The organism is Candidatus Lariskella endosymbiont of Hedychridium roseum (assembly GCF_964020185.1).
In the GTDB taxonomy this organism is placed as follows: Bacteria; Pseudomonadota; Alphaproteobacteria; order Rickettsiales; family Midichloriaceae; genus Lariskella.
Window position 1 is genome coordinate 1,101,638 of sequence record NZ_OZ026538.1, and the last position, 24,473, is coordinate 1,126,110.

The 24,473-nt window shown below is 35.8% G+C and carries 19 protein-coding genes, 3 tRNA genes and 2 pseudogenes; 7 read left to right on the plus strand and 17 right to left on the minus strand.

Annotation, left to right across the window (positions count from 1 at the left end):
• Positions 1–433: 433 nt before the first annotated feature.
• The 3 genes from AACK98_RS05625 (at position 434) to AACK98_RS05635 (ending at position 2,617) form a co-directional block, all read left to right on the plus strand.
• Positions 434–817: a hypothetical protein gene (locus tag AACK98_RS05625; protein ID WP_339040485.1), complete on the plus strand. Its 384-nt coding sequence runs from the start codon at positions 434–436 to the stop codon at positions 815–817.
• The gene (locus AACK98_RS05630; RefSeq protein WP_339042583.1) at positions 724–1,092 is read left to right on the plus strand and encodes an IS1 family transposase; all 369 of its coding nucleotides are present in this window, start codon (positions 724–726) and stop codon (positions 1,090–1,092) included. Before AACK98_RS05625 ends, AACK98_RS05630 begins: the two co-directional genes overlap by 94 nt.
• A gap of 469 nt (positions 1,093–1,561) precedes the next feature.
• Positions 1,562–2,617 (plus strand): ABC transporter substrate-binding protein, encoded by a 1,056-nt coding sequence (locus AACK98_RS05635; protein WP_339040626.1) that lies wholly within the window; start codon positions 1,562–1,564, stop codon positions 2,615–2,617.
• Positions 2,618–3,527: 910 nt separating this feature from the next.
• Here the strand turns inward: AACK98_RS05635 and AACK98_RS05640 are convergent.
• The 7 genes from AACK98_RS05640 to tsaE all read right to left on the minus strand — a co-directional run bounded on the left by AACK98_RS05640 (position 3,528) and on the right by tsaE (position 6,639).
• Positions 3,528–3,614, minus strand: a tRNA-Leu gene (locus AACK98_RS05640).
• Between the two features lie 135 nt (positions 3,615–3,749).
• Positions 3,750–4,136: a 50S ribosomal protein L19 gene (gene rplS / locus AACK98_RS05645; protein WP_339042629.1), complete on the minus strand. Its 387-nt coding sequence runs from the start codon at positions 4,134–4,136 to the stop codon at positions 3,750–3,752.
• Positions 4,133–4,846: a tRNA (guanosine(37)-N1)-methyltransferase TrmD gene (gene trmD / locus AACK98_RS05650; protein ID WP_410519976.1), complete on the minus strand. Its 714-nt coding sequence runs from the start codon at positions 4,844–4,846 to the stop codon at positions 4,133–4,135. The genes rplS and trmD overlap by 4 nt, the downstream gene beginning before the upstream one ends.
• Positions 4,847–5,320: 474 nt before the next feature.
• Positions 5,321–5,394: transfer RNA gene (locus AACK98_RS05655), tRNA-Gly, on the minus strand.
• 48 nt (positions 5,395–5,442) lie between these two features.
• Positions 5,443–5,528: transfer RNA gene (locus AACK98_RS05660), tRNA-Tyr, on the minus strand.
• 54 nt (positions 5,529–5,582) lie between these two features.
• On the minus strand, positions 5,583–6,161 hold the full coding sequence (gene folE, locus AACK98_RS05665) for a GTP cyclohydrolase I FolE (RefSeq protein WP_339040630.1): 579 nt from the start codon (positions 6,159–6,161) through the stop codon (positions 5,583–5,585).
• A gap of 7 nt (positions 6,162–6,168) precedes the next feature.
• Positions 6,169–6,639, minus strand: coding sequence for a tRNA (adenosine(37)-N6)-threonylcarbamoyltransferase complex ATPase subunit type 1 TsaE (gene tsaE / locus AACK98_RS05670; protein ID WP_339040632.1), 471 nt, complete (start codon positions 6,637–6,639; stop codon positions 6,169–6,171).
• 392 nt (positions 6,640–7,031) lie between these two features.
• Here tsaE and secA point away from each other — a divergent pair, with 392 nt between their 5' ends.
• Positions 7,032–9,698 (plus strand): preprotein translocase subunit SecA, encoded by a 2,667-nt coding sequence (gene secA / locus AACK98_RS05675; RefSeq protein WP_339040634.1) that lies wholly within the window; start codon positions 7,032–7,034, stop codon positions 9,696–9,698.
• Between the two features lie 385 nt (positions 9,699–10,083).
• On the opposite strand, the gene AACK98_RS05680 is transcribed toward secA, so the two are convergent.
• From AACK98_RS05680 to AACK98_RS05695, 4 genes are all read right to left on the minus strand, one after another.
• Positions 10,084–10,929 (minus strand): hypothetical protein, encoded by an 846-nt coding sequence (locus AACK98_RS05680; RefSeq protein ID WP_339040636.1) that lies wholly within the window; start codon positions 10,927–10,929, stop codon positions 10,084–10,086.
• 652 nt (positions 10,930–11,581) lie between these two features.
• The gene (locus tag AACK98_RS05685; protein WP_339040638.1) at positions 11,582–11,761 is read right to left on the minus strand and encodes a hypothetical protein; all 180 of its coding nucleotides are present in this window, start codon (positions 11,759–11,761) and stop codon (positions 11,582–11,584) included.
• Entirely contained in the window at positions 11,719–11,862 is a 144-nt protein-coding gene (locus tag AACK98_RS05690; protein ID WP_339040640.1) for a hypothetical protein, read from the minus strand. The genes AACK98_RS05685 and AACK98_RS05690 overlap by 43 nt, the downstream gene beginning before the upstream one ends.
• Entirely contained in the window at positions 11,825–12,199 is a 375-nt protein-coding gene (locus AACK98_RS05695) for a hypothetical protein (RefSeq protein WP_339040642.1), read from the minus strand. Before AACK98_RS05695 ends, AACK98_RS05690 begins: the two co-directional genes overlap by 38 nt.
• A 587-nt stretch (positions 12,200–12,786) precedes the next feature.
• Here AACK98_RS05695 and AACK98_RS05700 point away from each other — a divergent pair.
• A complete protein-coding gene (locus AACK98_RS05700) occupies positions 12,787–13,554 on the plus strand; it encodes an ABC transporter substrate-binding protein (protein WP_339040644.1) in 768 nt (255 codons plus the stop codon).
• A 240-nt stretch (positions 13,555–13,794) separates the two neighbouring features.
• On the opposite strand, the gene AACK98_RS05705 is transcribed toward AACK98_RS05700, so the two are convergent.
• From AACK98_RS05705 to dapB, 6 genes and pseudogenes are all read right to left on the minus strand, one after another.
• Positions 13,795–14,361, minus strand: a complete 567-nt coding sequence (locus tag AACK98_RS05705; RefSeq protein ID WP_339040646.1) for a hypothetical protein — start codon at positions 14,359–14,361, stop codon at positions 13,795–13,797.
• Between the two features lie 433 nt (positions 14,362–14,794).
• Positions 14,795–15,196 (minus strand): annotated as a pseudogene (tnpA, locus tag AACK98_RS05710) (IS200/IS605 family transposase); the annotation flags it as partial.
• Positions 15,197–15,329: 133 nt separating this feature from the next.
• Positions 15,330–16,214, minus strand: coding sequence for a tol-pal system protein YbgF (ybgF, locus tag AACK98_RS05715; RefSeq protein WP_339040648.1), 885 nt, complete (start codon positions 16,212–16,214; stop codon positions 15,330–15,332).
• Between the two features lie 214 nt (positions 16,215–16,428).
• A complete protein-coding gene (gene leuS, locus AACK98_RS05720; protein WP_339042631.1) occupies positions 16,429–19,011 on the minus strand; it encodes a leucine--tRNA ligase in 2,583 nt (860 codons plus the stop codon).
• Between the two features lie 400 nt (positions 19,012–19,411).
• Complete coding sequence (locus AACK98_RS05725) at positions 19,412–21,154, minus strand: aminopeptidase P family protein (protein ID WP_339040650.1); 1,743 nt, start codon at positions 21,152–21,154, stop codon at positions 19,412–19,414.
• Position 21,155: 1 nt separating this feature from the next.
• Positions 21,156–21,908 (minus strand): 4-hydroxy-tetrahydrodipicolinate reductase, encoded by a 753-nt coding sequence (dapB, locus tag AACK98_RS05730; RefSeq protein ID WP_339040652.1) that lies wholly within the window; start codon positions 21,906–21,908, stop codon positions 21,156–21,158.
• A 383-nt stretch (positions 21,909–22,291) separates the two neighbouring features.
• Between dapB and lpxK the strand changes: the two genes are divergently transcribed.
• Both lpxK and AACK98_RS05740 read left to right on the plus strand, forming a co-directional pair.
• A complete protein-coding gene (lpxK, locus tag AACK98_RS05735; protein WP_339040654.1) occupies positions 22,292–23,332 on the plus strand; it encodes a tetraacyldisaccharide 4'-kinase in 1,041 nt (346 codons plus the stop codon).
• Positions 23,333–23,447: 115 nt separating this feature from the next.
• A pseudogene (locus AACK98_RS05740) lies at positions 23,448–24,441 on the plus strand (IS481 family transposase).
• Positions 24,442–24,473 lie beyond the last annotated feature (32 nt).

The following is a 24,473-nucleotide window of genomic DNA, read 5'->3' on the forward strand; positions in this document are numbered from 1 at the left end:
CTACCGCGCTTTAGCAGGTAGTAATTGATAACTACTAAATATTTTTGGGGTATATATCACGATATGCATATCGAATCAATAATGCGTAAAAAATACAACACTTCTAATAATATCGACATCTCTCTTATAAAAAGCTTCCTTAAGATAGAGCATGATGATGAAGACAATATAATAAAAACACTACACTAAAATTAGTAGAGATTGTGTTATGTTACCAGTTAAAAATGCAAAAGAAGTAGTAAAAGTGAGTTATAAATCTATTGGTAGTAGCGAGAATGAAATACTAAAGCCAAGGTATTATAAAATGCTTGAGAGTTTTCACAATTAGATAGAAGTATGATATGATCACTTTTTTAAAAACTAAAGAGTGGTTTTATGGTTTGTTGTAAGGGATGTTGCTCTGATATCTTTGTAAAGAATGGCATTGTGAGGGGTGTACAGCGTTATAAGTGCAGATCATGTTCTAAATTTTGTTGAGGGCGATCTGGGCAAGAAGCCTCAAACAGCTGTTAAGAAAGCATTATGCGTTATGCTATATAGTCTTGGTAATGGCTCTTTTTCTATGTTATGCAAGATATTAGGGCATTCGCCGTCCATAATTTATCGCTGGGTAGTAGAGGCGATGGGCAAGACTCAGGAGCCAGTTGTCTCTTCGGATATTATGGAGATGGAATTCGACGAGATGTGGCATTTTATTGGTTCAAAAAAAACAAGCTTTGGATCATTAAGGCAGTTGATCGTAGTACAAGGAGAACAGTTGCCTGGGTTACAGGCAATCGTGATACTGCAACATTCCAAAAGCTCTACAACAAAGTGAGTCATCTGAAAGAATGTCATTTTTATACGGATGATTGGGAGGCTTTTTCTAAAATTTTACCCAAAGAGCGTCATACGATTGGAAAGTCTGGCACAGTATGTATCGAGAGAGATAATAGCAACACGCGACATCATTTATGCCGAATGACACGGCGCACTAAAATCGTTTCTAAAAAAGAGTCAATGGTATACGGATCCATCAAGCTTTGGTGCGCTCTTACTATTACACAAATATTCAAACAATATCAAGAACAGCTCTTATCTATCTTTATGTGAAAACTCTCGACAATAAAAAGAAAAGGTAGTTTAATAGATAAACACAAGAATTATCTATCACTTTTCAAATAGTTATTTACAATATTAACTTTATGATAACATGTTTTGAAAATTACATGTGATATATTATTGCTGCTTAAGGCTCAGTAATGAGATGTTAGCATACTAATGCAGTACGTCATTTTATTTGACATATAAATAAAAAAGAGAAATCTATCATGAAATTTTATAAATATATTCTTGCCAATTAGAAGTAAAGCAGAAGCCTTAAATTTTTAAAGAAAAGTCACATAAATTTATAGCACCAGCAAAGCATTGAAAAGTTTACAAGCTACTGAAAAATAGGTATTTATCATACAGAGAAATACGCAAGATAATATGCTACAGTTTTTGTTGGCTTATGCTTTGCAAAAGTTTTAAAAAGCAAAATTATAGCGGATACAAGGTTATTTTAGAAAGGATGAAAAGAATGCAAATCGTAATGAGCAGATTAGTTGCCACAGTATTTATATTTCTGATGAGCATATATGGAATACAAGCACAAGCATCATACAGTATAAATTCTCAGCAGGCTTCAGCACATCCTCAAAAAAAGCAATTTACGAAAAAAATTTTAATAAGCAAAGTTATTGATCACAAAGCACTATATGAAACAATAAGAGGTATTATAGAAGGACTTGCACAAAACGGTTATAAGCAAGGTCAAAACTTAGAACTTCACGTTGAATCATCTCAGGGCAGTCAAAGTTTAGCAGCTCAAATTGCATCTAAGTTTGTCAGTCAAAACCCTGATGTATTAGTTGCTGTTGGCACTATATCAGCGCAAAGTTTTTTAAAGCATATCGCTCAAAATAAAAAGCTGCAGCTTGTCTTTAGTTCTGTGAGCGACCCAAAGGCTGCTAGACTCACAAACGTACAAGGAAAATCAACACAAAATATCTCCGGCGTATCAAATTTTATAGATTTAAAATCACAAATAGAACTCTTTACAAAGCTGCAACCAAATTTAAAAAGACTAGGTATCTTATATAACACAGGTGAAGCAAATTCAGTAACAATCTTAGGGCAACTTATAGAAGTATGTCGTACTTTCGGAATTGAGATTGTCACACAGACAGCAAGTAGAACATCTGAAATAGCTCAAGCAACAGCAAAACTTGCAAGCAATGTAGATGCAATTTTTATAAACAACGATAACACAGCACTAAACTCAATCAAAATCATCATCTCTGTTTCTGCAAAGCACAATGTTCCTGTATACGTGAGTGACACAGATTGTGTAGAGTTTGGTGCTCTTGCAGCGCTTGGAGCAAATCAATATAAGCTTGGTTTACAAACCGCAGAAATTATATCAAAAATTCTAGATGGAGTTCAGATTGAGCAAATTCCGATCGCATTTCCAAATGAAACTGTTCTTTTCATTAATTATAATGTTGCAAGCAAGTTTAATATCAAAATCTCAGAAGATCTAATGTCTAAAGCTGTTATTATCGGAATGAACCAACGGATATCAGAGAAATTATAACGAGTCTATCAGTCAAAAATAGATTTGCTGCGCAAATCAAATTTTGCAGAGAGTTAAAATATGCAAAAATTAGCTTTTAGAACTGCCCTGTACTAATTTTCGAATATATAATTGTCCTGTATCTAGCAAATACTACTTAGTCTATCCGCCAAAAGTCTCAATCAGCGGCATTACTCATATACTCATCACTTATGGATGGAATTTTTGGTATAGCTAAATTTTTGAATGACTTGTGTAAAATAGACATTATACGGCTTGTCTACTCTTGAAAAAGTACTCAAGCGCTTTTCAAATTGCAATGGCATATTCAAAAATGTGAATGTAATGCTTGCTGCAACAATCCGTAAGGTTTTTGCGTTTATTATAACATTTTCTTACAGATTTAAAGCGCTATCTTGCGCTCCAAATACCATTTTATGCGCACTTTCGAGACTTTTGGCACGCGTACTAACGGCTTTGTTGCATAATGCGCAGAGCATATCCTTGAGTTTATCTGCTAAATAAACTAACAAAGCTGATATTTCAATGGCAGATAAACTTCTTGAAGTGAGAAGCTTTAGGATTTTATATGTAATGATAATGAAATAGTCTCATTATGCAACAAAGCCCGTACTACCTAGCAAATACTACTTAACAAAATCCATAAGGTTTTGGACAATTTTGCCACTTTTTCTGCTGGATTCATGTGCACCATAATTGCTTGGCAACCTATATCAATCCAGCGCTCACTTAGAGTGATGACGCAAATACTACTTATGTACTACCGGCAATGCCATATATGAACAAACTATCTCCACAAAAATAGCATAAGAATATATGAAGAAAGAGCAACTTTTGAACGCACAAGCCTCAATTCGTACATGGCATTAATATACAAACTAAACAGCATTATATACAAGAATTTTTTAGATGGTGCCTCTGGCAGGACTTGAACCAGCACACTCGCAAGGAGTAACAGATTTTGAGTCTGTCGCGTCTACCATTCCGCCACAGAGGCATAAAATTTATACAGCAATTAATCAACTTTTACCGCAAGCTGCCTCAGATTTCAAAAGAAACAATAGTGAGTCTGCCACATATATCGAAATATAAAGATAAACTAACTCACTACCGTGCGCTATAAAAAGCTTTATTACTTTGCAGTCTTATCTTTAGGAGCAAAAGTAACTATCTCTTTAATACGCGCAGCCTTACCTTGGATACTTCTCATATAGTAAATTTTCGCTCTACGTACTCTTCCTCTACGTAACACCTCAATTTTTTCCACATGAGGTGAATATAACGGAAACATTCTTTCAACACCATACCCAGAACTCATCTTCTTAACTATGAAATTAGAAGCAACGCCCTTATTACGCTTTCCAAGACACACACCCTCGAATATCTGTATCCTTTCATTAGCACCCTCTTTTATTTTGGTAAAAACCTTGAGCGTATCTCCCGCTTTAAAATCCGGAATCTTCTTGTCACCAACCAACATCTCCATACGATTCTTGTTATATTGCTCTAGCAAATTCATCTTTTTCCTCCTTGTAAGTACAAATTCCACAAATCAGGACGTACATCCCTAGTTTTAGCTTCAGCCATTTTCAGCCTCCAATCGTGCACAGCACCATGATGTCCTGACATCAAAACATCTGGAACACTGCGTCCTCTCCAGCTCTTCGGTCTTGTATAGTGAGGATATTCTAGCAACATTCCGCCGCCTAAACCAGCACTAAAAGATTCTTCACTAAGAGATTCAGGATTCCCAAGCACATCAGGTATCATCCGAACACAAGCATCTATCAATACCATCGCAGCAACATCTCCAGATGAAAGAACGAAGTCTCCTATACTTACCTCTATTATAGAATATTCTTCCAATACCCTCTCATCCAACCCCTCAAAGCAACCGCAGATCAAATTCACTCCTGAACCAGATGCTAGTTCTACAACTACCTTCTGCTTCAGCAGAGCACCTTTTGGCGACATATAGATGATCGGAAGACCATTCCCTAAAAATACAGAATCCACTGCATCTCCAACAACATCAGCCCTAAGCACCATTCCTCCGCCACCACCATATGGCGCATCATCCACAGAACCGTTTTTGTCACTAGCAAAATCTCTCAAGTTATGTACATCAAGCCCCCACTTTAACCCAGCAAGCGCCCTTCCAATTACGGAGACACCGAGCGGCCCAGGAAACACCCAAGGAGATGTAGTCAACACATTAGCTTTCCACATATACTTAGTATAAAGTCTGTCCGTCAAAAATCAATTTGCTACGCAAATAAATTTTTGCGGAAAGTTAAATGTACAAAAATGCTTTAGGCGCGGCTCTGTAATAATTTTCAAGTATTACTTCGTTAATTTCTTCGCAAATATATTAGCCGGTCTATCCACCAAAAGTAATATTTGATTCAGAAATTAACTGGTATTCTAAAAAATCACGCCATTCAAATCCTCAAAGCATGCACTTACTTGAGCGCAGTGTCATATAATTTTCCGACACTTGCAAATACTATTTAACAAAATCCATAAAGTTTTTGGCAATTTTGCCACTTTTTCTGCTGGACTTTTGGCGCCTCATAATTGCTTGCAGGCCAAGATAAACCCTCTAGCTCCTTAGAAGTTATGACGCAGGCAACTATAAAATTAGTAACAAAGGCTCACAGACTAAAAAAGCATACTATAAAACACAAATACAAGATCATAATCTGGAGCGGGTGATGGGAATCGAACCCACACAGCCAGCTTGGAAGGCTGGGACTCTACCATTGAGCTACACCCGCAAAAAACAAAAATCACACCAGAATAGTATGCATAAAGCAAACCTGTGATGGTGGAGAGAGCAGGATTCGAACCTGCGAACGCTCGCGCGGGCAGATTTACAGTCTGCTGCCTTTGACCACTTGGCTATCTCTCCATTTCAAACAACGATACGCATTCAATCACACTTTGCACAAAAAGACAATATTATTTAGATGCTAATACGCGATAAAAATTGCTTCTGCATTTCTACTGCTTCAAAAGCACCAATCATTGCTTGAGTATGCATAATAGTTGCCGGATGGTAAACACCTCTTGAGGTTATACAATTGTGTTTTGCCTCTATTACAACTGCAACACCTTTTGGCATTAGCGCTTCATTAATACAATTTGCTATCTGCCATGTTAAGCGCTCCTGAAGCTGCAATCTCTTCGAAAACGTACAAACAACTCTTGCCAGTTTACTTATCCCAACTACTCTTCCATTTGGTATATAAGCAACATGTGCAACACCAACAATAGGAGCCATATGGTGCTCACAATGTGATTCTATAGTGATATCTTTTAACAAGACCAAGTCAGAGTAACCATCGACTTCTGAAAAAGTAGTTTCAAGTAACTTTTTAGGATCTATCTTATACCCTACAAAATATTCATCGAAACTTCTAACAACTCGCGCAGGAGTATCAAAAAGCCCTTCCCTCTCTGGATTATCACCGATCCAACGCAACAAAGTCCTTATGGCCTCTTCCGCCTCACCTCTTAAAATTCCATTTCTTTTTGAATTCATAAAAGCCTTAATTTTCTATACTTTCATCACCAGATCTAATAGATATCAACCTCATATCATTTTCCGCTGCAAAGTCAATGCTTACAAACATTGTATGCTTTGGAAGAGAATTTTCTATAATTTCCGGCCACTCTATTATGGAAATACCAGAACTAAAAGCATCTTCTATTCCAAGTTGGTCAACCTCTCCTATTTCCTTCAACCTATAAAGGTCAAAATGCCAAAGTGCAACAGAATTACTCAAATTATATACATTAACTATATTAAAAGTTGGGCTCGTGACCTCACTCTCACCCTTTTCAAGAGCATTTATAACCATTTTTGCGAATGTTGTTTTTCCAGCCCCAAGATCACCTTTAAGACATAGTATATTACCAATACTCAAACGTGATGCAATATCTTTTGCTAATAAATTCATTTTTTCTAGATCGCATTTAACATTTTTCATCGTTTGGAACTCTTGCTTTTTATTAGCCATAAAAATAAAAGTGGCACACTCACGCGAATTTTAACTTAACTTTCAATAAATCAGTAGTATAATTGTGCATGCAAATGTTCAAGTCTTTGCAATATAAGTACTGTTTATTGCAGTTTCAATGCATAGTTTAACATGTATTGAATGCTATGCCGAAAGTTCTAAGATAATGCAATTAACTTACCTGGTATTAATCTTTTCAAATTGATCATCAACTGATTAGACAGACTAAGTACCAATCCATATTTGTCACATATCCTGCATTTAGGATGATATATCAAAGATGATAGTTTTTGAGTATTGCTTTTTCAACCACTCAAATATATGAGATAAGTTTTTATTTTATGTCAGCGCGCTATTTATCAGAGGTTTAATTTAAAGAATTAGGTGATTTAATGTTTTCATACTTGTTAAGGAAAGTTTTTGGGTCTGCGAATGATAGGATTATTAAATCTACAAATAAAATAGTAAAGAGTATTAATGTACTGGAAGAAACATTCACTACTATGAGTGATTCTGAACTTAAGAACTATACCAATGTCCTAAAGCAAAAGCTAAAAGAAGGTTGCTCTCTTGACTCCATATTACCACAAGCATTTGCACAAATCAGAGAAGCATCAAGAAGAGTGCTAAACATGAGACATTTCGATGTGCAAATAATAGGCGGCATTGTGATGCATTATGGCAAAATAGCCGAGATGAGAACTGGTGAAGGAAAAACATTGGTTGCAACATTACCTGCGTATTTGAATGCACTTACAGGAGATGGTGTTCATATAGTCACAGTGAACGATTATCTTGCAAAACGTGACGCAACACTAATGGGACAATTGTTCAGTTTTTTAGGTATTACTGTTGGTTGTCTAACAAATGACATGGATGAATTTGAAAAGAAAAATGCTTATAAAGCAGATATAACATATGGTACTAACAATGAATTTGGATTTGATTACTTGCGCGATAATCTAAAACATGATCTTGAACAAATTGTACAACGTAAGTTTAACTATGCAATCATAGATGAAGTAGATAGCATACTGATAGATGAAGCAAGGACTCCTTTGATAATATCTGGTCCTGCCGAGAATAATGCCGGTTTGTATTATAAAATCAATGATGTAGTTAAGCTCCTTCCAAAAGAATGTTATGAAGTAGATGAAAAAGGGAAATCAGTATTTTTAACAGATAATGGGCATGAACATATAGAGAGCATATTACAACAAAAAGGTATAATACAAAGCGGCTCTAGCCTTTATGATTATGATAATATGTCTGTTGTACATTACATAAATCAGGCGCTTAAAGCTCATCACACATTCCGCAAAGATGTAGATTACATAGTAAAGGAAGGCAAGGTGATGATAATAGATGAGTTTGTAGGTCGTATTATGGAAGGTAGGAGATATTCAGAGGGCCTGCATCAAGCAATAGAAGCAAAAGAAAACGTACAAATACAAAATGAAAATCAGACTCTTGCATCAATAACTTTCCAGAACTATTTTCGCCTTTATCCAAAGCTTGCTGGTATGACTGGAACAGCTGTAACAGAAGCCAATGAATTTGCCGATATCTATAAGCTTGATGTAGTGGAAATTCCGACTCATATGCCAATTGCTAGAAAAGATGAAGATGATGAAATATATCAAACTGCTAAAATGAAATACGAAGCGATTTTAAAAGAGATAAAATCTTCTTATGAAATCGGACAGCCTGTACTAGTTGGAACGGTTAGTATAGAAAAGTCAGAGTATTTATCTTCTATGCTAAAGAAGGCGAAAATTCCTCACTCTGTCTTAAATGCTAGATATCATCAAAAGGAAGCTGAGATAATAGCACAAGCTGGACGTTTGAAATCTGTCACTATAGCAACAAATATGGCTGGCAGAGGAACTGACATAATGCTTGGTGGCAATCCTTCAATGTTATTTTCTCAAGAGATTGAAAATAGAAAAGGTGAACTCAGCCAAGAGGAATCTGAAGCTTTAAAACAAAAAATTGCCTCTGAGGTATCTGAAAATAGAGAGAAAGTGCTGAATGCTGGTGGACTATATGTGATAGGAACAGAAAGGCATGAATCAAGACGAATAGATAATCAGCTACGCGGAAGATCTGGAAGACAAGGAGACAATGGACGGACCAAATTCTATTTGTCACTCGAAGACGATTTAATGAGGCTTTTTGGTTCGGATAAAATGGGCAGTATGCTCACAAAACTCGGACTAAAAGAGGATGAAGCTATATTTCATCCATGGATTAGCAAAGCGCTTCAAAAAGCTCAACAAAAAGTGGAAACTCGCAACTACGATATCAGAAAGAACTTACTTAAGTTCGATGACGTCATGAATGAACAAAGAAAAGTTATATATGGCCAGAGGATGCATATACTAACCTCTACCAGGCTTTTTGATGAGATTGAGGTTATTAGCAGTGAGCTAAATAAGCATATATTTAGAAAGTATATAACGGGCAAAAATATACGTGATGAATGGGATATCAACTCTTTAGAAATGGAATTAACAAGAATTTATGACTTGCATTTTCAATTGAGTGATATGGTTGCCATTGAAAATCCAAGTGAAGCTGCAATACTCAAAGCAATCAATCTACGTGCATTGCAACACATCTCTGAAAAATTACGGATATATGGTGAAGATTTAATTCAAGAAGCTTTAAAGCGAATATACCTCATATCACTAGACCATCTCTGGAAAGAACATTTACATACCCTTGATCATATGAGAGCTGGCACTAATCTTCTTGCATATGCAAATAAAGACCCGCTAAATGAGTATAAAATAGAGGCGTTTAAATTATTTAAACAAATGTTACATGATCTAGATGAATTGGTTACTCAACGCATTTCTAGGCTAGTGATCACACATGATTTGGATAGTGGTCAAAGTGAAGCACATGGAACATCTGGCACTATCACAAAAAGAACAGATAACCTTCGCTATAATAGAATAGATGATATAGTTATAGATGGTAAAATAGGGCGTAATGAGCAATGTCCATGCAATTCTGGAAAGAAGTTTAAACATTGTCACGGGTCAATACAATAGTCGTTCTATCCGCCAAAAAATTGCTACGCAAATAAATTTTTGTGGAGAAGTTAAATGTACAAAAATTAGCCCGGGATTCAGTCCTGTGCTAATTTTTGTATATATTATTACTCATCTGCTCTCATAAAATCCGTAAGGTTTTCGCGTTTATTATAACATTTTCTTACGGATTTAAAGCGCTATTTTGACACTCGTGGCAGCATTTCATGCGCACTTTCGAGTTTTGGTGCGCGTACGAGTTATGACGCAAGGCAGCAAATTGTTATCTTATCTCTATATAAATAACTCCCTCCAATTTAAATTAGAGCACTAGTATAATAAACCTTCAAATGAAATACACCAAACAAATAATGTTTGGTGTATTTCCAATCTCTTAGATGAATTATTACCTGGCATGTCCTACGTCTCTTTGCGCACTTTGTTCTTTTCCTAATGAAGATTCTTGTGCATTTGGCACATCTATATTACTTCCATTGGCTTGAATACCATGCGCAGTCATAATCTGTACAGCTTCTTTTGCAACAGCTTCACTTATCTCACCAGAAACACCACGTTCTAAAGCTTGCGGTTGCAATACACCAAAAGCAGATTGTGCTTGCTGTGTTGCTTCCTGCATTGGTTCTATCACTTTATTCACATGTTGTACAAGTTGGTTTTTTACCTCTTCTCTAGAATACTTTCTAATAAAATCGTCAATAGAAGCATCTAGATCTTTATATGTATTTCTAACATTTTCTTCAACTTTATCCAGCATATTATCTATATTTTTATCGCATTGTTCTGCAAGTGCCTTTAACGGCGCCGCAAAAGCCCCAAGCTTTCCTAAAAACTCAATCGCTTTGTCAGTAGTAAAATCTAGACCTTGTTTTATAGGTTGTATTATATATGTTACTATTAGTTCTGATATACCTTTAGTAATTGATTCTATCAGCTTGTCAACAGTTTCATTTTTTAAAACTTTACTCATCATCTCTCCAACAGACTTTGCGCTGATTTTCCCACCAGACGCTCTTTCGACCAGCTCTGGAATTTCATCTAGCCCTTCATCAAAAAGTTTTTCAAGCTCACCTTCAAATAACATCTCAACGCCTTCTATGGCAACAGCTGCTATCTTCCCCTCTGGACCACCAACCGTTGAGAGCACAACTTGCAGTCCATCTACACCTTCTTTGACTAGTGCACCTAAGCTGTTATCATCACCTTGATTGACAATGGTAGTAGAATTAGACATTTTTCACCTCATTTCACTAATTAAGATAAAACATATGCTACGTGTGATATCTACATGTAGCAACCCTCGGTTGAGGGCATGCAATACATGGTAGCGAAATGTATTATTAAGCACAACTTAAAAAGTGGATAGCGCTTTTTAGCTGTTTATCAACAAATATTACTTGTAAATAACTGATGAGGTGTGAAAATTTAATATTAATAAGTAGAGAACCTTGATATATGAAATATTGCAAAAATATATAGCACTGCTTTCATAAGTACAACTCCTCAAATAACAGCATATAGTCGCTACATATTTTTTAGAAAATTTAAGGTGAGATTTGAGTGCACTATACTATAGCTAAAGCACCAAAGAGCGTGCTTAATTTTTAAAAGAAGACGAAGCTAAAGTGTTCTGTTATTTGAGTAAGTTGGTTATAATATGGAAAATCAGGCAAAAGGAGTCTGCATAATCACCTTGCTGGCAGTGCTATAGCAACAAATTTTATAATCACATAAAATTGCTAAACATAAAAATTCGGTATCCACAAGCATTAGCAATAGCAAAACTATTTTCACCATATTTCAGCGATCAACTTTTTTGAATGAGTCACAGAACCTATTCACTGAATTAAAATCTGAATGATATAACACAAAAAATAAGAGAGTTTTCACACAAAGATAGATAAAAGTTCTTCTTGGTATTGTTTAAATATTTGTGGCATTGTAAGAGCGCACCAAAGCTTAATGGATCCGTATACCATTGACTCTTTCTTCGAAACGATTTTAGTGCGCCGTGTCATTCGGCCTAAATGATGTCGCGTGTTGCTATTATCTCTCTCGATACACATACTGTGCCAGACTTGCCGATCGTATGACGCTTTTTTGGTAAAATTTTAGAAAAAGCATCACAATCATCCGTATAAAAATGACATTCTTTCAGATGACTCACTTTTTGTAGAGCTTTTGGAATGTTGCAGTATCACGATTGCCTGTAACCCAGGCAACTGTTCTCCTTGTACTACGATCAACTGCCTTAATGATCCAAAGCTTGTTTTTTTTGAACCAATAAAATGCCACATCTCGTCGAATTCCATCTCCATAATATCCGAAGAGACAACTGGCTCCTGAGTCTTGCCCATCGCCTCTACTACCCAGCGATAAATTATGGACGGCGAATGCCCTAATATCTTGCCTAACATAGAAAAAGAGCCATTACCAAGACTATAGCATAACGCATAATGCTTTCTTAACAGCTGTTTGAGGCTTCTTGCCCAGATCGCCCTCAACAAAATTTAGAACATGATCTGCACTTATAACGCTGTACACCCCTCACAATGCCATTCTTTACAAAGATATCAGAGCAACATCCCTTACAACAAACCATAAAACCACTCTTTAGTTTTTAAAAAAGTGATCATATCATACTTCTATCTAATTGTGAAAACTCTCTGTATCTTAACATCAGTTCCTGTCAGATTCGTGATTTCTTAATATTTATATAACACTCTTTAAATAATTAATTACTATGTTATTGTGAAAGCAAAGATTGCTATAACTCAAAATTTAGATCTTACATAATAGACCTCTTGCATAACCTCATTCTGAGGTAGAAATTCTTATAGAGTAGATTTTTGCAAAACGTCACCAAACAATGATCCACGTGAGTGTTTTTATGTTTTAGTGACAATCAAATCACAGTTTGGAACAGGTTATGCAAGAGGTCTAATGAAATAAATGTAGTACACAATAGTGCATAATATTTTTGCAATAAAAGTGCAGCTATCATTGCATATTTTAAAAATCTTTTTATGATATGGTATAAGAATTGCTATTCATATATTTTAGGAATTTATTTATGGCTTTGCAAAATTTATTGAAGTATATCATTGTATTACCTATAGTTGCTATTTTAGTTGCATGTAGTGACAACGAGGAGTTTAGTAAAAAACTAGTTGTTGGTGTTGCACCAGATTATCCTCCATTTGAATTTATAAAAAATGGTGAGATTGTAGGATTCGATATAGATCTCGCTTCGGAAATTGCGAAAAGCTTAGATAAGAAGCTTGAAGTAAAAGAAATAGCCTTTGAAGATCTAATCGCAGCACTAAGAGGCGGAAATATAGAAGTTATAATATCTGCAATGACTCCAACAAAAGCTAGAGCAGACAGTGTCGATTTTTCAAATTTATATCACAGAAGCAGTGATATGAGCTTGCTTTTCAAGCCTAACAAAAAAGCAATACATAGCTCTTCCAACTTGGAAGGACTGATAATAGGAGTACAATCCAGCAGCTTGGGTGAAAAGTTGTTGAATGAAAACGAAGAAAATATGCAATTTGAGATTTTGCCGCTCAGAGACAATAATCAACTGATAGAACATCTTAAAAATGGCAAAATAGATGCTGTATTGATAGAAACTATGCAAGCTAAAGTTTTCAAAGACTATAACAAGGAACTTGAATACATAAAAATTGATAGTATGCCTATAGTACAATTACCTGATAATATAAGGGGCTTTGCTATAGCTCTTAAGAAAAAATCCGACCTACTTCCTGAAGTAAATGCAATTCTTGAACAGCTTGCAGCATCTGGAAAGCTTAAAGCTCTAGAGGAAAAATGGCTTGAAGGTTACATGGATTAATACTATTTTCTATATCTTTTTAGCTAATTTTTGAAGATTTTTGAATATATAATTTGTCCTATACCTAGCAAATGCTACTTTGGATACTGTCGAGAAAATCCATAAGGTTTTTGCAATTTTGCCACTCTTGCTACTGGATTTCCGGTGCATAAGTAGTTGCTTGCAGGCCAAGATAAATTCTGTATTCCTTAGAGTTATGACAGTGGGACTTAATAGTAATACTGCACGTTAGATCTAGTATTAATTTCTGCCAATCTCATTTAACCCTTCAAAACTACAAATCGAATCTATTTGCTCATGAAAAGGTGATAATTTGTCGTCTCTAAATGAAGATAATGTATCACATTGCTTTGCAATGGTAGTTAAGTAATCAGGATCATAAAAATTGTTATCTCGTATATCGAAACGTGAAATTCCCTGCACAGGTTGCCCCATTGCACTTGTGCCCTTCCACAGATATTCAATTGAATAAGTATCTAACTTTTGTATCTCCCAGTTACAAGTCTTGCAAAAGGTTTTCATATTAAATTCTTTACAGTGATCATATTGCTTATTAAAACATTCAATGGCAATATTACAATAATATTTAGCGCCAATAGGAGAAGACCCATACATCATATACTTGTAAGATTTACCTGTATTTAAGACAAGACCTAGATTTAAATCCTTTATTAATTGATCAAACTTTACATTTTCTCCTGCTAAATAGTGCTTGCTTTTATTAAAACTAAACTGCTCCAGCCTCTCTTTACTTTGCTTAATAAAACCACCTAAGCCACTTGAATTATTAGAAATCTTATTTTGCATTTCTTTAAGGGTATCTATAGCACTAAGAACAAATTTATCTACATTTGTATGATCTAGATTCCCATCTATACCAGGCGCCCATAGATCCTTTTCTCCAGCTCAGGCTTTAAATCAATATTGGCAGCTTTGGCCAATAAATTTGCAGCCGTATTGCTATTTTGAACATGACAAATCGAATTAGGACATCCCGGTATCGGAAGTTTATAGTCGTAATTACCTGAATTAATCTGCCGGCCAATCTCCCACATCTTCTCCATCTTGCCCTGGATTTCTTCATCTGTTCCAGTGATGGTGTAGACTTTTACCCTATTTTCATTTTTCCAATCTTCTCACAATAATTTTTTATTTTCTTCTATATAATCAGTATCAATTACTACCGGCTAAAGCGCGGTAGTTTGTGTAACGCTTGCAAAGCAGATTAAAAGCGTAAACGCTAAAACTCTGATATTCTAAAATCATCTTTTTTGTGATGTTCCTCATGCTGTTCTATATATTTTTGCACTTCTTCTGAATTCACATTGCCAACTGTCACAACAAAATACCCTCTGGCCCAAAGATGTTGCCCACAATACCGCTTACGGAGCAGTGCAAATTCCTGTAGCAACTTACGACTACTTATACCTTTAATATATTGCACAGCTTTAGATATTGATATACTAGGCGGAACCAATGCTAATATATGTACGTGATCAGGACTCATACTGCCACTAATTATATTTATGTAATTAGCAGCACATATTTCTCGGATTACTTCCCTAGTTCTAATCGCAACTTGCCTAGTTAAAACTCTATACCTATACTTAGTACAAAATACTATATTATACTTTAGGTCATATAGGCTGTGGGATCATCTCCTATATTCCATTCGTCCTCCCTTAGCACATTTCCTAGATAACTAATACTAAAGTGTTCGCCTAAAGGCGAGGGTGTTAACCATATCACATATAACTACATAAACAACTATGTTATTATTTCACACAACTTATTTCGTTCATTACCTTATCTACTTGTCTTTTTAAAGAAGGTTGAAGCTTAGGAAATTCTTTTGACATCTTTGTTAATGTAGAACAAGCTTCTTGGCGCTTATCTAATTTGATTAACATTTCTCCAAGCCTCAGTAGATTATCAGCAGCTCTATTCCCAGTTGGGTTAGATTGATATCCTTTCAGGTATTCAACAGCTGCTTGATCATATGATCCACGAACAGCATAGATTTCGCCAAGCCAATACCTGGCAGCACCAACAATTGTACTTCTTGGATATTTTTTGATAAATGCTTCAAAAGCTTCTTGGGCTTTTGTGTAATTTTTACTCTTTAAATATCCATATGCAATTCTAAATTCATCTTCAACGCTGTTTGCAGGAATCTCACTTGGATCATCTAATCGTACAGTAGGATTTTCTTGATTTTTCGGAGAATATACTTCTTCGAGTTCTGATTCCATATCGCGAACCATATTCTGAGCTTCTTTTTGCTCTTTGATTGGCTGCTCTATATTGCTAATACGCTGCTCAAAATCAGAGGAAATTTGCGTAATCCTTTCATTTATTCTTGCTATATCTTGCTGCAACTTCTCCATATCATTGTGAATACTCTTCAGATGTTCATTAATTTCATCAACATTCGCCACTTCAGCTGAATGCGTACTTTCACCACCTTTTACGGTATTTGCCTCTGTACTTAGGTTGTAAGTATACTTTTGCAACATGTTAAGAGACTTTTCAAGTGTCTCAATCCTTGCAGCAATATGCGCATTATTACCAGTAGAAACAGTAGCGCCTATATGAGTCGGGTCCTGTATATTCTGTGCCGCTAAAGACTTATCACTGTTTAACGCTATATAAATAAACACGAATAAAGGAAACAATGCAGAAAACATCAAGCATCTAGATACAAAATAATCCAACCAACGGAGAGGTTTAGAGGCTAAGTTTACGCAGAATGATCTTAAAAACACAGTGCTGTGAGATTCCATCTTAGTGTACTTCTAGTAAATCAATGGTTAGAAAAAGCCCGATATAAAAAGCAAAATAGCTATGGAAGAAAAACGCGTTTTATAAGATAGACTAATTTTTATAAACTACATTCAATATCTTATTTTCTACGTATATCACTTTTTGTACAGACTTGCCAATCAGGGTATGCTTTACATTATCAATAGCAAATACTTTTTTTTCAACCTCTGATTGGGTGGTGCCCCTAAAAATTTCTAAGATGGCTTTTGTTTTTCCATTCAATTGTATGGCTATATTGACAAAATCATCTTCCAGATACTTTTCATCTGCCTTCGGCCAATCAGATTTAGCAAGCGCGCATACGAATCCACTAATGCTCCAAAGCTCTTCTGTGATATGAGGAATTATTGGATTTAAAAGTCTGATTATAATCAACAGTGCTTCTGTTTTTAAACGAGCTGAGACCTTATGCTCTAAGGCGGCATTAAATAATTCTCTGCAAAGTGCTATTACTTTATGAAAGCCATGGCTGGAAAATTCACGTGTCACATCATGAATTGTTCTATGTATTATTCTCATTAGCTTATCATCATCTGGTTTTCCATCTGAAGAATCACTCTCTACATTCTCCAAAGTACTGACAACTTGTTTATAAAGCTTATTTAAGAATCTGCTTGCACCTTCAATGCCAGTGTCACTCCACTCTATGTCTCTATCTGGCGGCGAATCGGAAAGTAGGAAAAGTCTAGCTGTATCTGCCCCATATTTTTCAACTATATAGTCTGGCTCTACCACATTACATTTGGATTTGCTCATTTTCTCGATTCTTCCAACATTCACACGCTCTCCTGTTGATTTAGAAAACACTTCTTTCCCATTTTTAGTAATGTCTGAAGGGTATAGCCAATTACCATTTGAGTCTTTATATGTCTCGTGGTTTATCATTCCTTGAGTCAGAAGACTAGAGAATGGCTCTGTGAACTTAAAATAACCCATTTTGCTTAGAGCTCTTGTAAAGAACCTTGCGTAGAGCAAATGCATCACAGCATGCTCTATTCCACCGATATATTGATCAACAGGCATCCAATAATCCACAGCTTCTCTATCTATCGGTTCTTTGAAATGAGGTGAGCAATAGCGCATAAAATACCATGATGAATCTACAAAAGTGTCAAAGGTATCTGTTTCGCGCTCTGCAGGCCCAGAACACATATGACACTTTGTAAATCTCCATGTTTTATGACTTGCAAGCGGATTGCCTTGCATGCCAAGCACTGCATCATCAGGCAGCAAAACAGGAAGTGCTTCTTTAGGCAAAGGCAGCACTCCGCATGACTTACAATAAATTACCGGAATCGGACAGCCCCAATATCTTTGCCTAGAAATTCCCCAATCTCTTAGCCTATAGTTTATACATTTCTTACCAAATTTTTCCTCTTCTAATCTAGAGGTAACAAGTATCTTCGCATCATGTGATTTAAGACCGTTTAAAAAAGTTGAATTTGTAAGAGTTCCAGGGCCGGTATAAGGTTCTTTTTCAAAATTCCAACTCTGTCCTGCTGCACCATCTTCTATATCTGGCAATATAACTGGCCTAACAGGAAGATTATACTTTTTGGCAAAAAGAAAATCTCTCATGTCATGCGCTGGACAGCCGAAAACTGCCCCAGTTCCATAGTGCATTACGACAAAATTTGCAGCATAAACTGGCAGCTCTATTGTACTATCAAATGGATGTAAAACCCGAAGTCCAGTGTCAAAACCTATCTTTTCAGCTGTTTCAATTGTTGCTTCATTTACAGCAGACTTTTTGCATTCCTCGATAAAATCTTTCAGAGCAGAGGATTTATTTAAAGATTCAATGATTGGATGGTTATATGCGACTGCTAAAAATGACGCGCCAAAGATAGTATCTGGTCTTGTAGTAAACACCTCTATTGTGGAGTTGTTCTTTCCAAGAATGCTGAAGTGAATTTTCGCGCCCTCTGATTTCTCTATCCAGCGTTCTTGCATTGTACGTACTTTTTCTGGCCATCCTTCTAAATTTTTTAGCCCATCAAGTAAATCATCAGCAAATTCAGTGATTTTTAAAAACCATTGTTTTAAGGAGCTTTGTTCGACTGCTGCGCCGGATCTCCAGCCTTTTCCGTCTATCACTTGCTCATTTGCAAGGACTGTTTGATCAACAGGATCCCAGTTTACTACAGATTCTTTCTGGTATACTAGTCCGCTTTTATAAAAATCTAAGAATAGTTCCTGCTCATGCAGGTAATACTCTGGCTGGCAGGTTGCGATCTCTCTGCTCCAATCATACGAGAAACCCAACTTCTTCAGTTGGCTTTTCATGAATGCTATATTTTCAAGAGTCCACTTTTTTGGAGGAATGTTATTTTGTATAGCAGCATTCTCAGCTGGAAGACCAAACGCATCCCACCCCATAGTATAAAGCACATTAAAGCCTTCAGCTCTTTTGAATCTAGCGATGGCATCCCCTATCGTATAATTGCGCATGTGTCCCATATGTATACGTCCGGATGGGTATGGTAACATTTCCAGCACATAATACTTCTGCTTTGTTTTATCTATTGATGCATAAAATATCTCATTCTTCTGCCAGTAGGATCGCCACTTTTCTTCAATGATGCTGGGTTCGTATGATTGATCTTTGCTAAATGCAATGTTTTGTGGCTGCATTCTAAACTCACCACTTTTTGTAGGACTGGATTCCAAAGAGCTTCTGCTTAACTTCTTGTCTTGCGCTACACTTTTAGTTATTTCTACTGTTTTCTGTGTATGTTTTGAAAATTTATCATTTTTATCGCTGGTATCAAAAACAGGCATAAATATCTCATATTAATTATTCTTATGGCATTACATGTGAGTTATAAATTATTTATAATTTATAACTCAAGGCAAAATATACAAAAATTAGCTAAGGAGCGGCCTTTCTCTAATTTTTAAAATACAATTTTATGATGCTGGCAGCGCTTAGCCTATAGGCATACTGTTAATCGGCAACTAGCGTTATTATATTGCAAAAAGCAGAGCAAAAGTCTGTTTATTTGCATGATTTTTGTATCTCTATCTCATAGATCTACAACAATCCACTAAAATATTTTTTTGCTTGGTCGCTAATGAATGGTCCAATCAAATTGTAAACTGTCTTGTTATAGTTCTGCAGCCATTCCTTCTCATATTGCTCAAGCATACTAAAATCAACCAAATCGTATGCAATAGGTACTGCTGTTAAATTTTGGAATTCAAGATATCCAGTGTGTTTTGATGGAATAACAAGCAACATGTTCTCTATCCTTATACCATATTCTCCATCCTTATAAAACCCTGGTTCGTTAGATAAAACCATACCAGCTTGAAGTGCTACATCAATCTTTTTTCCAGAACTTATGGATTGCGGCCCCTCATGTACAGATAGAAAGTGCCCTACTCCATGCCCAGTGCCATGTCTATAATTGCACCCGTGCTGCCAAAGATCAAAGCGTGCTAGACTATCCAGCTGACTACCCCTGGTATTTTCTGGAAATACCGCTCTTGCAAGCCTTATATGTCCTTTTAGCACAAGTGTAAACATTACTTTATGTTCATCCTGCGGCTTTCCTATGCATATTGTACGCGTAACATCTGTTGTTCCAAAATAGTATTGTCCACCAGAATCCACTAAATACAATCCACTTTCCTCTATGATGCTGGAATTCTCAAGACTTGGTTTATAGTGTACGATAGCAGCATTTTTCCCATATGCAGATATTGTTTCAAAGCTTGGATATAAAAACTCCTTATTCTGGGCTCTGAATTCCAATAATTTTTGCGAAGCTTCAAATTCGCTAATGCCAGGATTGGAGCTAATCCAAGCAAGAAATTCTATAACTGCGATTCCTTCATACAAATGAGCTTTTTTAAAGCCATCTATTTCTACTTCATTTTTTACAGCTTTCATCAACTGTATAGGATCTTCTTTAATGATGCATTTGTTTGTATTTTGTAAAAACCACGATGCTGCATCGCTAGGATCCAGCTGAATCTTTGCTCCAGATTCAAGTAGCTTGCTAAACTCAGACTTAATCTGACTTATATGTAATATTGTCAGATTATCCCCAAAAATTGGCAGAAGCGCTAATTTAGCCTTCGTAATGTCATCCACGAAGAGTGTAAGTGTATTTTCTTTGGTCCCAAGAAGTAGGTAAGCAAGTGGAAATGGAGTATACGGCACTGCATTCCCCCTTATATTTAGAAGCCAACAAATTGAATCAAGCCTTGTGACGAATATATATTCTAAACTCGTTTCAACCTTTGCTGTTAGCCTATTTAGTTTATCTAAATGGCTTTCTCCTGCATATTCTATGCCAAATACAGTGATATCGCTATTTTCTTGAATATTTTCGTTACTTCCTGCACATCTTATAATATCTACTAGATTAGTATCAATCCTTTTCATTGAGAAATTATAGCGACTCGCAAGTGTTTCATAATATTTGAGATTATCGATTGTGTGAAGCATAGGGTCATACCCAAGAGAGCCGCCATTTAATACATCTCCTATAATCTTGCAAGCACCTGGTTTATACATATCAAGTATTTCACAGTACTGGCCTATTTCTTCCTTTGCCTGCAATAAATACCTTGCATCCGTAAAAAAGATGTTTGTATCTTTGGAAATTATGAGAACCCCATTTGAATATGAGAATCCAGTAATCCAAAGTAGTCTATTGAGTTTTTGCGGCGGATATTCATTTTGAAACTCATCAGAGGAAGGGATGACATATGCATCAATTGCATATTTTGAGTAAAGCGATCTTAGATGTTCTATATGTTTTTGCATTTTAAGCTATGATTATATCTTCTATTCCATAAATTCCTGGTAAAGGCTCGCTCTTTGACAGCCAGTCTAATATTTTTATTGCCCCTTTTGCAAACAGTGCTTTACTAAATGCTGTATGCTTTATAGAGATGGATTCATCAGCGCTTGTGAATGTGATCTCATGTTCTCCAAAGATGTTACCACTTCTTTGTGCCGCAACTCCTATTAGATTCTCTCCTCTTTTGCCATCATCTGCTCTGTATATCCCATATTGTAAATTATGTTCTCTCTTTTTAGTAGAAATTACATCAGATATTATAGAGTTTGCAGTGCCAGAAGGGCAGTCAAGTTTATTTCTGTGATGTTTCTCAAGTATATCTATGTCGTATGTAGAATCTAATGCTTTTGCAAGTTGTGTTGCGAGAAAGCGCTGCATGTATGCCCCAAAACTAGTGTTTGGCACAATGACAACCTGCGTCTTTTTAGATAAAATATCAAGCTGCGACTTAATTTTTATCATTTCAAGACCAGTGGTACAAATTATCAAAGGTTTTGGAGTTTGTAACGCTCCTTTAATGACTTGCGCTGTTAAAGAATAATGCGAACAGTCTATGATATAATCGTTTTGTGTTAGTAAATTTTCTAGTGTTAAAGAATCTGATTCGCTGCGGCTGAAACACAACCCAAGCAGATAATTTTGATGTTTTTCTAATATTTCAAAAATTGCCGCACCAAGTCTGCCTGACACGCCTATTATTCCTACTTTTTTCTTCATAACTCTATATTCTATGATTTGCTCAGTATTATTTCTGTAATATTTAGAGCGATTTATTGCATTTCTAGTAACGATTACAACATTATTGTATTGCAAGAATATACTGAAAAATAATATACTACAAGCCAGTTTAGAGTAAATGCATCTTATGGAAGTGGCGTGTAGTATTTGCTCTCGATGCAGTTGTTGAGTTGATATGAATTCAGACCGCTCATAAATAGAGCAATCTCAGCAAATTCGCAGATAAAAGGCTGAATTCTGCGCTGCGCGCATCAATTTTTAGCAAAAGACTCTCGGTTTGCCATTTTATTACCAGTTCTGGCTTTAAGTGTCAAATCAACTTATTAACAAGATTAGATGTAATAGACTTTTAATTGTTATACATGTATTTTCATTTATTTAAAGCTTCGATATATGGGAAGTTCTGGCGTATTAGAAGTGTTTGGCATACAGTACTCATGCCTCTTTCATGGCTTTACTACCTAGCTTATCTAATTCGCTATCATGTTCTTTCATTTCCAAAAAAAATAGAAAAACCAGTAATCTGCGTTGGCAACATTACTGTTGGTGGAGCAGGAAAAACAGAAGTGGCGCTTGCTCTTGGACGTCTCTGTCTAAAACTTAGATTGAGACCTGTATTTATAGCACATGGATATAATAGCGCGATTCGAGGAGATAAGGAATTTATAGTGGTGAATAGCAAGTTACATACCAGCGCAGATGTTGGTGATGAAGCTATTTTACTTGCACAGCTTGCACCTACTTATATATCTAAAAACAGAGTTGTAGCTGCAAGAGCTGCAGCTAAAGAGGCAGATATATTGATATTTGACGATGGTATGCAGAATAATAAGTTAAAAAAGGACTTAGTATTTAGCGTAATTAACAGTGATTATCTTTTTGGGAATCAGCTATTGCTTCCCGTTGGTCCACTGCGCGAACCAATTATGGGTAGCATCGCAAGATCAGATTACTTTATATTTACCTATTGTGATGGTGTTTTAGATCAGTCAAGAAAAGAACTGCAGGCATTGTTTACAAGCAATAAACCAATAATGTATTTAAATACAGAAATATTAAATGCCGAACAAATCAAAGATCGCTCTTTTGTTGCGATATGTGGAATAGCAAATCCAGCGAATTTTTTAAAAACTCTGCATTCTCTTAATATTACTGTGGTAGAACATTTCATATTCTCAGATCATCATCAGTATACCGAACAAGAGCTTGAAAGTGTTTGTTTAGTAGCGACAAAGTGTGACGTTAAGATCATCACAACAGCAAAAGACATAGCAAGAATTCCTCAAAAGTATCATGCATTCATTGAGGTTGTTCGTCTTTACAGCAAATTTCATGCAACAAAGGAGTTGTCAAAAACAATCATTTGTATTAGTCGACATTTTATCTTACATTTAGTAAATTAAATTAGTTATTAAATGGAGATAAGCAATGAACTTAAATCAAAAAATCATCAAACCGAAACTAGGTTTACTTGAATTGGCAAAAAGCCTTGGTAGTATATAATCTGCATGTAAGGCAATGTGTTATAGTAGAGATAGCTATTACAGATTTAAAGAACTATATGAAACAGGAGGAGAAGAAGCGCTATACGAGATAAGTCACAAGAAGCCAATAATCGCTAATAGAGTAGATCCTGCAGTAGAAAAAGCAGTAGTTGATATGGCGATAGAGTACAGCATATGGACAACTTAGAGTATCAAATGAGCTGAAGAAGAGTGGTATACTTGTTTCTCCTGGAGGAGTAAGATCGATTTGGTTACGTAATGATTTGAATAATATCAATAAAAGATTGAAAGCCTTAGAAGCTAAGATGGCCCAAGATGGTATTATATTGACCGAAGCACAGCTGCAAGTACTAGAGAAACGCCGTAATGAAAAAGAAGCACATGGAGAAATTGAGACACAACATCCAGGTTATTTAGGTTGCCAAGACACATATTATGTAGGCAATTTCAAAGGGATAGGAAAGGTTTATGCTCAGGTATTTATTGATAGCTACAGTAGATTTGCTGATGCTAAACTGTATACTGACAAAACTGCGATTACTGCTGCTGATATGCTAAATGATCGAGTGTTACCATGGTATGAGAGTCAAGGGATACCGATGCTTCGTATTCTTACAGATCGTGGAGGAGAATATAAGGGAAATATAGAACATCATGCTTTTGAGTTATTTCTCAGTATAGAAGGTATAGAGCATACAACAACTAAAGCATATTCACCTCAAACTAATGGTATGTGTGAACGTTTTAATAAAACTATGAAACAAGAATTCTTTGATACAGCTATGCGTAAAAAGATTTATACATCATTGGATGACTTGCAATTAGATCTTGATATTTGGTTAGAATATTTCAACAATGAAAGACCTCATTCTGGTAAATATTGTTATGGAAAAACACCTATGCAAACTTTTTTGGATAGTAAAAAGTTAGCTGTGGAAAAGAATAATGAAATCTTGTATCTCAGTTACATATCTGACAGTCGAAACTTAACTGACAAGCAGATATAAAATTTATAACTGTCTGTAAGATCAAATCTTGA

Bases quoted from the DNA above. Each gene is read 5' to 3' on its own strand.
- AACK98_RS05635 (WP_339040626.1), top strand. From the start codon at position 1,562: ATGCAAATCGTAATGAGCAGATTAGTTGCCACAGTATTTATATTTCTG.
- rplS (WP_339042629.1), bottom strand. From the start codon at position 4,136: ATGAATTTGCTAGAGCAATATAACAAGAATCGTATGGAGATGTTGGTT.
- trmD (WP_410519976.1), bottom strand. From the start codon at position 4,846: ATGTGGAAAGCTAATGTGTTGACTACATCTCCTTGGGTGTTTCCTGGG.
- folE (WP_339040630.1), bottom strand. From the start codon at position 6,161: ATGAATTCAAAAAGAAATGGAATTTTAAGAGGTGAGGCGGAAGAGGCC.
- tsaE (WP_339040632.1), bottom strand. From the start codon at position 6,639: ATGGCTAATAAAAAGCAAGAGTTCCAAACGATGAAAAATGTTAAATGC.
- secA (WP_339040634.1), top strand. From the start codon at position 7,032: ATGTTTTCATACTTGTTAAGGAAAGTTTTTGGGTCTGCGAATGATAGG.
- AACK98_RS05680 (WP_339040636.1), bottom strand. From the start codon at position 10,929: ATGTCTAATTCTACTACCATTGTCAATCAAGGTGATGATAACAGCTTA.
- AACK98_RS05685 (WP_339040638.1), bottom strand. From the start codon at position 11,761: ATGTGTATCGAGAGAGATAATAGCAACACGCGACATCATTTAGGCCGA.
- AACK98_RS05705 (WP_339040646.1), bottom strand. From the start codon at position 14,361: ATGCAAAATAAGATTTCTAATAATTCAAGTGGCTTAGGTGGTTTTATT.
- leuS (WP_339042631.1), bottom strand. From the start codon at position 19,011: ATGCAGCCACAAAACATTGCATTTAGCAAAGATCAATCATACGAACCC.
- AACK98_RS05725 (WP_339040650.1), bottom strand. From the start codon at position 21,154: ATGCAAAAACATATAGAACATCTAAGATCGCTTTACTCAAAATATGCA.
- dapB (WP_339040652.1), bottom strand. From the start codon at position 21,908: ATGAAGAAAAAAGTAGGAATAATAGGCGTGTCAGGCAGACTTGGTGCG.
- lpxK (WP_339040654.1), top strand. From the start codon at position 22,292: ATGTATTTTCATTTATTTAAAGCTTCGATATATGGGAAGTTCTGGCGT.